The 11201-nt window shown below is 69.2% G+C and carries 8 protein-coding genes; 3 read left to right on the top strand and 5 right to left on the bottom strand.

Annotated features, from left to right (window positions below):
- The first annotated feature begins 448 nt into the window (after window positions 1–448).
- Window positions 449–1195, top strand: coding sequence for an amino acid ABC transporter ATP-binding protein (locus Q0982_RS07980; protein WP_299393940.1), 747 nt, complete (start codon window positions 449–451; stop codon window positions 1193–1195).
- Between the two features lie 37 nt (window positions 1196–1232).
- Here Q0982_RS07980 and Q0982_RS07975 read toward each other — a convergent pair whose 3' ends face one another.
- Window positions 1233–1862, bottom strand: coding sequence for a peptidoglycan-binding protein (locus tag Q0982_RS07975; protein ID WP_299393937.1), 630 nt, complete (start codon window positions 1860–1862; stop codon window positions 1233–1235).
- Window positions 1863–2474: 612 nt separating this feature from the next.
- Here Q0982_RS07975 and Q0982_RS07970 point away from each other — a divergent pair.
- On the top strand, window positions 2475–2987 hold the full coding sequence (locus Q0982_RS07970; RefSeq protein WP_299393935.1) for a PAS domain-containing protein: 513 nt from the start codon (window positions 2475–2477) through the stop codon (window positions 2985–2987).
- Window positions 2988–3350: 363 nt separating this feature from the next.
- Here Q0982_RS07970 and Q0982_RS07965 read toward each other — a convergent pair whose 3' ends face one another.
- From Q0982_RS07965 to Q0982_RS07950, 4 genes are all read right to left on the bottom strand, one after another.
- A complete protein-coding gene (locus Q0982_RS07965) occupies window positions 3351–6722 on the bottom strand; it encodes an error-prone DNA polymerase (protein ID WP_299393932.1) in 3372 nt (1123 codons plus the stop codon).
- A gap of 202 nt (window positions 6723–6924) precedes the next feature.
- On the bottom strand, window positions 6925–7290 hold the full coding sequence (locus Q0982_RS07960; RefSeq protein WP_299393931.1) for an endonuclease domain-containing protein: 366 nt from the start codon (window positions 7288–7290) through the stop codon (window positions 6925–6927).
- 309 nt (window positions 7291–7599) lie between these two features.
- A complete protein-coding gene (locus tag Q0982_RS07955) occupies window positions 7600–9249 on the bottom strand; it encodes a DNA polymerase Y family protein (RefSeq protein WP_299393928.1) in 1650 nt (549 codons plus the stop codon).
- Window positions 9227–10051 (bottom strand): ImuA family protein, encoded by an 825-nt coding sequence (locus tag Q0982_RS07950; RefSeq protein ID WP_299393926.1) that lies wholly within the window; start codon window positions 10049–10051, stop codon window positions 9227–9229. Before Q0982_RS07950 ends, Q0982_RS07955 begins: the two co-directional genes overlap by 23 nt.
- Before the next feature lie 395 nt (window positions 10052–10446).
- On the opposite strand from Q0982_RS07950, the gene Q0982_RS07945 reads away from it, so the two are divergent.
- A complete protein-coding gene (locus Q0982_RS07945; protein ID WP_299393924.1) occupies window positions 10447–10827 on the top strand; it encodes a VOC family protein in 381 nt (126 codons plus the stop codon).
- The last annotated feature ends 374 nt before the right edge of the window (window positions 10828–11201 follow it).

The raw sequence follows: 11201 nt of genomic DNA, 5'->3' as shown, positions 1-11201 counted from the left end.
CGTCGGCGTGTCGGAGATGATGACCCAGACCGGCCGCGCGCTGGCCGCCGAGAACCGGCCGGAGCTGCTGATCCCCTTCTACAGCTTCGTGCTGATCTGTTTCTTCGCCTACTGCTATCCCATCGCCCTGGCCACCCGCCGCCTGGAGCGCCGCTATCAGGTGAAGCTGTGATGGAGCGGGCTCAGTCTTTCCTCCTCCCCCCTTGCGGGGGAGAATCGAGGAGGGGGGTGTCGGCGCAGCCGAGAGCGAAGCGCGCTGCGGAGCGTTCCACCCCCACCCCATCCCTCCCCCATCGAGGGGGAGGGAGAGCCTCTTTGCACCGGCCACAGGGTTCGAGACGCCCGCTGTCGCGGGCTCCTCACCATGAGGTTGAAGAGTGCCTCACCCTGAGGAGGCGCGGCAGCGCCGTCTCGAAGGGTGCCCGCGTGATGAATTGAGAGAACTGTCATGACCTGGACCCCGGACCAACCGATCGTCGCCTGCCAGGACGTCCACAAGTCTTTCGGCGAGCTGGAGGTGCTGAAGGGCGTGTCCATGGAGCTGATGAAGGGCGACGTGGTCTGCGTCATCGGGCCGTCCGGGTCCGGCAAGTCGACCTTCATCCGCTGCATCAACGCGCTGACGCCGGTGGACAGCGGCTCCATCAGGGTCGAGGGGCAGGAGGTGAACGATCCGAAGCTGGATAAGCTGGCCCTGCGCCGCAAGGTCGGCATGGTCTTCCAGCAGTACAACCTCTTCCCCCACAAGACCGCGCTCGAGAACGTGATGATGGCGCCCATCAAGGTCCTGAAGGAGAACAAGGCCGAGGTGGAAGACCGCGCCCGCGCGCTGATCAGGAAGGTCCGGCTGGAGGGCAAGGAGGACTCCTATCCCGGCGAACTTTCCGGCGGCCAGCAGCAGCGCGTCGCCATCGCCCGCTCGCTCGCCATGCGCCCGGACATCATGCTGTTCGACGAGGTCACCGCGGCCCTGGACCCGGAAACGGTGAAGGAGGTGCTGGTCACCATCCGCCAGCTTGCCGAGGAAGGCATGACCTGCATCCTGGTGACCCACGAGATGGGCTTCGCGCGGGAGGTCGCCGGCCATATCTACTTCACCGACCGCGGCATCATCGTCGAGCACGGGCCGCCGGCCACCTTCTTCACCGAGGCGAAGGATCCGCGGACGCGGGAGTTCCTCAGCCAGATCCTGTAGGCGCCAGGTCCTGTAGAGACGCTTGGCCGCGCCGGCCTTACTGCAGCAGCTTCGCCATAGTCGCCGTATCCGGCAGGCCGGTGACGGGCAGCGCCTCGCTCTGCTGAAAGGCCTCCAGCGCGCGCCGGGTGTTGCCGCCGTAGAGGCCGTCGACCACGCCGACCTGATAGCCCCGGTCCTTCAGCGCCTGCTGCACGCGGCGCACCTGCGCCTTGGTGACGGTCACGGTGTTCTCGCCGGCCGTAAGGTCCACCAGTTCCGGCTTTATCGTGAGGCGGCGGTCGTAGAGCAGCCGGGTCAGGCGGGAGGCCGCCGCCCAGAAGGGGCGCTGCGGATCGGCCTCGCAGATCTGCTCCACCGCCGCGATCAGCTGTTCGATGGGCGCGCCGGAGGAGATGTCGAAGGTCTCCGGCTGGAACTGGTTGTAGGCCGAAAGATAGCCGTTCAGCCAGCTGCGGAAGAAAGGATAGCTCTCCGTGTTGCCGGCCTTTTCCTCCAGGTAGCGCTGGCAGGTGATGATGCCGAGCCCGCGCGAGGAGAACGCCTCGTTGCGGTCGGCGGCCAGGGCCGGGCCGGTCGGCGAGACCAGCGCCAGAGTCATCGCCAGAGTCATCGCCAGAACCAGGATTGGGGCAAGCAGCAGGCCGGAACCCGCAAACAGATTCACCGGAAACGGACTCTTCGGGGGCAACCAGTTCGCGCGCATGGGCTCTCCCTCCCTCAGCCGCAGCATACCTCTCGGATCCTGCCGTCCTGCAGGCCGGCGCCATTAAAGCCCATCGGCGCGCCCGCCACCACTGCCCCTCTCGGGGTATTCACTCCGTGTATGGGGGGCCGGTGCAGTGGGGCCTGCGCAGCGGGTCCGGCGTAGCGACCGGCTGGGGTGCCCGGGGTGATGTTTACGCCACCGCGGGCGCTACGTTGTTCTGGATCAGGTTGATTGGGGCCGGGTGGGTTTGCGCGGGGCCCACACCCGCCGCTGGAAACTGCAGCATAAGAAGGAGGATCAGCAGGTGGATCGCAAGACGCAGATGGTGACCGGTCATCGTTCTGCAGAGTGGCACCGCCGCCCGCCCGTCAAGACCGACGGCACGCCGGTCTGCCGTATTCGAGGCAAATCGGTTGCATACGGCCGTACGGCGCGCTCCCGGAATTGTGACCCCAAATGGACTATCCACAGTCACAATGATCGCTAGAGTTCTACCGGAGGTCAGGATTCTGCCCCTTTATCGCCCCAGAAGCGCCCAATGCCATAGGCATTCTTAAGGTAAGCAATGCTATGGCTTTCGACATGACGGCAGCACCGCAGGACTTCAGTCTGCCGCCCGGTTGCGCCCCCAAGATCCGGGCGCTGTACGACTACTGGCGGTCCATTCACCCGGAGGCAGGGCTTCCCGGGCGCCAACACTTCGACCCCATCGACGTGCCCGAACTGCTGCCCAACATCTGGATGGTGGACATCAACCGCGAGCCCCTGCGCTTCCGTTTTCGCCTGGTCGGCACGGCGATCGTGAAGTTCACGGAGCGCGACGCCACCGGCCAGTGGCTGGACGCCGTCTATCCCGACTACTGGAACAGCGACGCCGCGGCCTACCACCGCGCCTGCGCCCTCGACGGCACCCCCGCCTACCGCAAGAGTCACGCAACCCCGCCCAGCGGCGGCCCCGGTAGCATAACTGGGGGCGATGTCGAGTCCCTCACCCTGCCGCTGGCCGGCAACGGCCGCGACGTCGACATCCTGCTCAACATGACCCTCTACCCCGAAGACCCGGTGATGGAGATGGAGCGCTAGGGAGATGACCGCTGGCGCGGAGAGTCGATCCCCGCAACGGTCATCCCTCTCCCCTCGTCCTCACCCCTCCCCCCTGGTTCTACCCCTCTCCCCTGGCGGGAGAGGGTTGCGCAGGCTTGGCGAGCACAGCGAGCCTAGCCGAAGCTGGGTGAGGGGGAACCGCAGTAGCGGCAAGCGGAGCTCCCGGGCCCCGACAGATGCAAAGCGGAACCACCACCCCCTCACCCTCCCGCTGACGCGGGCCCCTCCCTCTCCCACGAAGGGAAGAGGGAAAACTCGTGGGAGAGGGGCAGAATGGGGGAGAAGGATAAAAGCGAGGAGAGAAGGATTTGATCGCGAAGAGCTGGCCCCTTGACCATGTCTTCAATGAAAGTCCCGCGACTTCGGCATGGGGTTCACGTTGCGCGGGTGGCGGGCGGTCGACGTTTCATAGTTGGCGGGGCGGTGGTCCCTTGTCGGGCGTTTGACCTCGTCGGCGTGGGCATGCGCCGGTTCCAGGCCGCCGTCGGTCTTTGAGACCACGTCCGGCTTCAGCTCCAGCAGCCAGGGGGTGAGGTCGATGAGCTCCTCGGCGACCACGTGGATCACCAGGCCCTCGCGCTGCAGCCGGCCCCGCACGCCAAGCATGCCGGCCTTGAGGACGATGGAGCGGTAACGCTCGAAGACGTCGGGCCAGACGATGGCGTTGGCGGTGCCGGTCTCGTCCTCCAGGGTCGCGAAGATCACCCCCTTGGCGCTGCCCGGGCGCTGGCGCACCAGCACCAGCCCGGCGATCTTCACCTGCCTGTCGACCGGCAGGTCGGATAACTGCATCGTCTCCACCATGCCCTCGGCCGCCAGGCGCGCGCGCAGGAAGGCCAGGGGATGGGCCTTCAGCGAAAGGCGCAGCGCGCGGTAGTCGTCCACCACATGCTCGCTCAGCGCCATCTCCGGCAGGGTGACGGCGGGTTCTTCGCCAAGCTCTTCCGGACGGTCTTCGGTGGCCGCTTTGCCATCTTCTTCAAAGGCAAAGAGGGGGAGCTGCTCGGCGCGCTTGCGCTCCCCCGGCAGGCGCTTCACCGCCCAGAGCGCCTCGCGCCGCGCCAGCCCCATGGAGCGGTAGGCATCGGCGCGGGCCAGCGCCTCCAAGGTCAGCGGCCTCAAAGACGCGCGGCGCCAGAGCGCGAGGGGCTCGGCGTAACCGGCGCCGCGGTTTTCCATGATGGCCTGCGCTTCCTCCTCCCCCAGGCCCTTTACCTGCCTGAGGCCGAGACGCAGCGCATAACCATCCCCATCACTCGCCGGCTCCAGGGTGCAGTCCCAGTCGCTGGCGTTCACATCCGGCGCGCGGATCTCCACCCCGTGTTCGCGGGCGTCGCGGACGATCTGCGCCGGGGCATAGAAGCCCATGGGCTGGCTGTTCAGCAGCGCCGCGGCGAAGACCGCGGGGTAGTAATGCTTCATCCAGGCGGAGACGTAGACCAGCAGCGCGAAGCTGGCGGCGTGGCTTTCGGGAAAGCCGTAGGTGCCGAAGCCCTCGATCTGCTTGAAGCAGCGCTCGGCGAAGGCCGGGTCGTAGCCGCGCGCGGCCATGCCGTCGATGAACTTGCGGCGGAAGGTGTGGATGGTGCCGACGCGGCGGAAGGTGGCCATGGCGCGGCGCAGGCGGTCGGCCTCGGCCGGCTCGAAGCCGGCGGCGACGATGGCGATCTGCATGGCCTGCTCCTGGAACAGCGGCACGCCCAGGGTCTTCTCCAAGACGCGGCGCAGTTCTTCGGAGGGGTAGTCCACCGGCTCCAGCCCCTGGCGGCGGCGCAGGTAGGGATGCACCATGTCGCCCTGGATCGGTCCCGGCCGCACGATCGCCACCTCGATCACCAGATCATAGAACTTGGCGGGCTTGAGGCGCGGCAGCATGGACATCTGGGCGCGGCTTTCCACCTGGAAGACGCCGATGGTGTCGGCGCGCGAGAGCATGCCATAGACTTCCGGATCCTCCGCCGGCACCGAGGCGAGGGTGAAGTCCGGCCCGTAGTGCCGCTTGATCATGGCAAAGCCCTTGCGCAGGCAGGTCAGCATGCCGAGCGCCAGGATGTCGACCTTGAGGATGCCGAGCACGTCCAGATCGTCCTTGTCCCACTCGATCACCGTGCGGTCCTCCATGGCCGCGTTCTCGATGGGCACCACCTCGCTCAAAGGCGTCTGGGTCATGACGAAGCCGCCGACGTGCTGGGAGAGGTGACGGGGAAAGCCGATCAGCTCGTGCACCAGCGCCAGCGCCTGGCCGAGGCGGCGGTCCGTGGGGTCGAGGCCCAGCTCGCGCACCGCCTTGTCCTCCACACCCTCCTGGCTCCAGCCCCAGATGGCGCCGGCCAGGGCGGCGATGGTGTCGGCGGAAAGCCCCATCACCTTGCCCACCTCGCGCATCGCCCCGCGCGAGCGGTAGCAGATCACCGTGGCGGTCAGCGCCGTGCGCGCGCGCCCGTACTTTGCGTAGATGTACTGCATCACCTCTTCACGGCGCTCGTGCTCGAAGTCGACGTCGATGTCAGGCGGCTCGCGGCGCTCGGCGGAGACGAAACGCTCGAACAGCAGGTCCATGCGCGCCGGGTCCACCTCGGTGATGCCCAGGCAGAAGCAGACCGCGGAGTTGGCCGCCGAGCCGCGGCCCTGGCAGAGAATGTCCTGGGAGCGGGCAAAGCGCACCACGTCCTCCACGGTGAGGAAGTAGGGCGCATAGTCGAGCTGGGCGATGAGGCCCAGTTCGTGGCGGACGGCCTTCTCGACCTCGGGCGGCACGCCGTCGGGATAACGATCGGGCGGGTAGCGCCGTTGCGCGCCGATCCATGTCAGGTGCTCCAGTTCCTGCTGCGGCGTGCGGCCCTCGCGGGTCAGTTCCTCCGGGTAGTCGTGGCGCAGCTCGTCGAGGGAGAAGCGGCAGCGCCGGGCGATCTCCAGGGTGTTGGCCAGCGCTTCGGGGGTGTGGCGGAAGAGATGGGCCATCTCCGCAGGCGTCTTCAGATAGCGCTCCGCATTGGCCTGCAGGCGAGTGCCGGCCTCGTCGATGGTGCAGTGCTCGCGGATGCAGGTGACAACGTCGAGCAGGGGCTTGCGCTCGGGCGCATGCAGGCAGACGTCGTTGCAGGCGGCGAGCGGCACGCCGGTCGCCCGCGCCAGCGCCGCCAGGGCCTGCAGGCGCCTCGCATCGCTGCCGCCGTAGAGCGCGCGGGCGCCCAGGAAGACGTCACCCGGGAAAGCCGCGACGAGGGCGCGCAGGCGCGTCGCGACGGCTTCGACTTCGCCGTCCTCGGACGGCAGCACGACGAAGACCTGGCCATCGCCGTGCTCGATCATCTCTTCGAAGGAAAACCGGCAACCACCCTTCTCCGCCCGGCGCTTGCCCAGGGTGAGCAGGCGGCAGAGCCGGCCGTAGGCGGCACGGTCGCGCGGGAAGCAGAGCACCTCCGGCTCTTTTTCCGGCCCCTTTTCGGCCGACCCTGTCTCTTCAAGGGCTTCCGGAATGAGCCGCGCGCCGACCAGAAGCTGGAGTCCCACCTCCCGCGCCGCGGCATGGGCTCGTACCACGCCGGCCAGGGAGTTGCGGTCGGTGATGGCCAGCGCCGGCAGCCCCAGCGCCGCCGCCCCCAGCACCAGCTCCTCCGGGTGAGAGCCGGAGCGCAGGAAGGAATAGTTGCTGGTCACCTCCAGCGGGACATAGGTGGCGGAGGATTGAGTCGGCACTGAAGTATTCTTCATCGCACTCCGATCCTTCTATTGCCCGATCTTCCTGTCGCTGCGGGCGCCCTCCCCTCACCCTCCCGCTGACGCGGGCCCCTCCCTCTCCCACAAAGGGGAGAGGGAATTTTGTAGCGGCCTCTCACTGGCCCCCTCTCCCCGTTTTAGCCCTCTCCCCTGGGGGGAGAGGGTTGCGCAGACTTGGCGAGGTCGTAGACCGAGCCTAGCCGGAGCTGGGTGAGGGGGACCCGCTCTCTTCCAAAGCTTCCGCGATCTTCGCGAGCACCCCTTCCAGGTTTTCCAGCACTTCATGATTCCAGAACCGCAGGACGCGAAAGCCCCGCGCCTCGAGCCACTTTGTCCGCGCGGCATCCTTTTCCTGATGGTCAACATGCTGCCCACCCGAGTGCTGACCGCCGTCGAGTTCCACCACCAGCTTCTCGTCGTAGCAGGCGAAGTCGACGACGAAGCGGCCGAGCGGCACCTGGCGGCGAAACTTGTGGCCGGCAAGCTGGCGGTTGCGCAGCGCCGCCCAGAGCCGCCGCTCCGCCTCGGTCTCGTTGCGCCTGAGGCGCCGGGCATTCGACATCGTCACTCCCTCACCCAAATGTCCCCCTCACCCTCCCTCTCTCACCGTTCTGATCCCTCTCCCCGTTTTCTGTCCCTCTCCCCCGGTGGGAGAGGGCTGCGCAGGCTTGGCGCGCCCAAAGGGCAAGCCTAGCCGAAGCTGGGTGAGGGGGAACTGCAGCGGCGAAAACCGAACTTCCTCTTCCCCGCAGGCACCGGGTGGCACCACTGCCCCCTCACCCTCCCGCCCAGCTTTATATCGGGCGCGGGCCCCTCCCTCTCCCACCAGGGGAGAGGGATTTTTTTGGCAGCCTCTCATCATCTCCGCGCCTCACCCGAAGAGTCCGTGCAGGAACCAGTTGCCGGCGCTGCGGTAGAGCCAGTAGCGGCGGCCGTCGCGGTCTTCGACGCGGAAGTAGTCGCGCGGCGGTTCGTCGCCCAGCTTCGGGTCGATCTGCCACCACTCGCCCAGCAGGCGCTCCGGCCCCTCGGCGCGCACCACCTCGTGCAGCACGCGGCGCCAGCGGAACTGGGCCGGCGGATGGTCGGGCAGCAGGGCAACCACCTGCACCGGCTCCGGGCGCGGCAGCAGGCGCAGAGGCCGTAGCGCCGCCTTGGGGGTCTGCGCCCAGCCTTCGGCGGCGCTTTCGACAGCAGCGGTCTCCTCCACGGCTTCGAGAACGAAGGCACGTTCCGGCAGGTGGCTCTCGCGGGGCTGCGGCCGGCGAACGGCGGCGAGGCCGAGGCGGCTGCCCAGACGGTCGACGAGGTCGGGCAGGTCTTCAGCACCGTCGGGCGCGCAGCCGATGGCGCTCCCGGAGGGCGCTGGCGGCGCCGCGGCAGGCTCCTCTTTTGATGTCTCCGTCTTGCCGCTCGCTTCCGGCTTTGGCGCAGACGATTCCCTCTGCGACGGCCCCGCTTGGGGCGCGACCGGCAGGCTCATCTGGCGGGCGCCCAGGGGGTCGCTGCGGCCGGCGGCCAGGGTCATCACCTCGATGCCGAAGCCGGGGTCGATTTCGGCCAGGCGCTCGGTGAAGAGGCGGCGCAGGTGTTTCGCCTCGCGGCTCGCCCGGCTGGTGCCGAGGGAGAGGGACTGCAGGCTGCCGTCGCAGCGGTAGGCGGTGAGGTCGAGGCGCCGCGCCCCGCGCCCGGCCAGCGCCAATTCGCGGCAGAGCCGCGGCAGCAGCGCATCGAGGCTGCGGGCGATGTCGGCGGCATCGCTGATGGGTTCGGCGAAGATCTGGCGCACCAGGTGGGCCGGCGGCGGCTGGCGCGGGGAGAGCGCCTCGGCCTCCTGCCCCAGGGCCTGGGCGAGACGGCGCGCCGCCAGCGGGCCGAAGCGCGGCGTCATGACGGCCGGCGTCAGGGGATAGAGATCCTCGATGCGCCTGAGGCCCAGGCGGTCCATCACCTCGACGACGGAGTCCGGCAGGCGCAGGGCCCCCGGCGGCAGGGCGGCGATGGCGGCGCGCTGGCTGCCCGGCATGACGACGACGCAGGGGTGCGCGGGCGAAGCGGCGAAACGCGCCATGGCCCAGGCGGCGCCGATGGTGTCGGCCATGGCAACGCGGGCCGCGTAGCCGAAGGCCGCCAGGCGCGCCTGCAGGTCCTCCAGCAAGGTTGCCTCGCCGCCGAAGAGGTGGCAGCAGCCGGAGACGTCGAGCAGGATGCCGGCGCCGCCGCCGGGCCCGCGGCCCTCCCCCTCAGCGGTGGAGCAGGGCGCGGTCCAGGGGCTGTAGCGGCCGCACCAGGCGGCGAGGCGCGCGATGGCGCGGGCGTCGGCCTCGGGCTCGTGGGGCGCGGTGACGAGGCCGGGCAGCAGCGCGCGGGCCTCGGCCAGGGGCAGGCCGGGGGTGAGGCCGCCCGCGCCCGCCGCCGCGTTCACCGCCGCGAGGCCGAGCTGCCCGCGCTCCGCCGTCACCAGCGCCAGCGGGCGCTGGTCCGCATCCGTATCGCTATTAGCCGGCCTGCCGGAAGGCAAGAAGCCCGGCTGTCCGAAGCCTTGCTGGCTCGCGCCCCACTGCCGGCTGAGTCTTTGCCGGCGCGCCCTTTGCCAGCGGTCGGTCGCAAAGCGCGGGAGCCAGAGAGAAACCACACGCCGCATCGTTCCACTCCACCTGCCATGATCCCGGCGCCGCGCCGCGGCAGCGCAGGAGGTCCAGCCGCCAGCGCGGGCGGCCGATGAATGCCGTATCTGCTTCGTCGTGCGAGGCCGCTGCCGTCACCCGCCAGCGGCTGAGGGCGGCGCTGGCCTCGCGCGCGCGCCGGCGCGGCCGGAAGCGGCGGTGCAGGGCGAAGGCGGTGACGCCGCCCGCCCCATTTTTCAAAGACTCTTCGGCGGCCAGTTGCAGGCGCCGCCCGGCGAGACGGTCGAGGCCCTCGACCTCCCCCACCACGGCGGCGAGGCGGCGGCAGCGCAGCCCCTCCTCCATCGCCCAGAAGAGGTCGGCCTCGTTGCGGGCGCGCACCAGCACCAGGCGGCCGGGGTCGAGTCCGCGGGCGGCCAGCGCCGGCGGGTAGAGATCGCCCTGGCGCGAGACCCAGAGGATGTCGCCGGCGCCGGGGAAGCGGGCCTGATGGCGCGCCAGCAGGGCGAGGCAGAAGCCGAGCGTCACGCCGTCGTCCCACTCGGCGCGCTCGCCCTCGATCTCGTGCAGCGCCCCCAGCGGCAGCCCGCCGCCGGGCAGCGCCGCGTCCAGGGCGGCGAGGCCGAGGGGCAGCACCGGCCGCGCCCGGCCGGGAAGGCCACCGTATCCACCGGGCCCCTCTTCGATCTGACGCACCCGCGCCCGCAGGGCCGAGAGCCCAGCCCGCGCGCCGGCTGGGGGACCGGCTGGCGGGCCGTGCCGAAGCCCCGGAGTCGCCGGCCCTCCAGGGAGCCCGGAAACCGCCGAAACCGCCGAAACCCCGGGGCGCCCCGGAAACCGGGAGACCCCGAGCGGTCCCGGCGCCCCGGCCTCCCGGCCTTTTGCGCGCAGAGCAGGTGCCATATCTGGCCCCTCAACCTAGAGATTGCGATGGTGTTTGTTCTTGTTTTGTTCTACATCCCTCTAGGCAGAGAGTCAAGGTTGGGGGGTGGAAGCGGCCGGACTGAGTGGGCATCTGTCCCGATGGCGGCATTGCGCTTCGGACACCCGGCCACTTTGCCGAAATGCGGTCCCTCCGGCATAATCCGGGCATGAACATCTACGGCTTTGACCACATCGTCCTTTGCGTCCGCAGCGTGGAGGCGACGCTCGCGTTCTATCAGCGCGTCCTGGGTCTGGAGGCGCGCGAGGAACGACCCGGCAAGTGGTCGCTGCATTTCGGATCGAACAAGATCAGCGTCCAGGATGCCGGCACCCTGCCCAAACTCGCCGAAAGAACGGTGCCGGGCAGCGGCAATTTCTGCGTCCTGACCGAGACGCCGATGGAAGAGGTGATCGCCCGGCTTCGCGCGCATGACGTGGAGATCGTCGAGGGACCCGCAGAGAAGGCAGGCGCGGTCGGGACACTGATGTCGGTCTATTTCCGCGATCCCGATGCCAACCTCGTCGAGGTCAGCAACAGAATCTCCTGACCCACCGGCCGCGGGGGACGGTCCTCGATCTCATCGATGTCCACAGGAGATGTCCACAGGGTATGTCTGCAGGACGGCTCTTCGCGGCTCTTGCGACGTTCACCGCCGGTGACCGCTTGCGGCGCGCTCGTCCGGCGTCGAGGCAAGACGGCGCGGAGAATCCCCCTCACCCAGCTCCGGCTAGCTTCGCTACGCTCACCAAGCCTGCGCAACCCTCTCCCCAGCGGGGAGAGGGAGGGGCCCGCGAAGTGGGAGGGTGAGGGGGATTCCCCGCAGGGGCTCACCCGGCGCCCAGGATTGCTCCACACCCAGGATTATCCCACGCCCCGGATTACCCGGCGCCCAGACTCACCCGACCCCGCGTCCCTCCAGAT

The sequence above is a fragment of the Pelagibius sp. genome (assembly GCF_028281305.1).
Lineage (GTDB): Bacteria > Pseudomonadota > Alphaproteobacteria > Kiloniellales > Kiloniellaceae > Pelagibius.
Note: the sequence above shows the minus strand (reverse complement) of the source record. Positions and strands in the feature narration are given on the sequence as shown.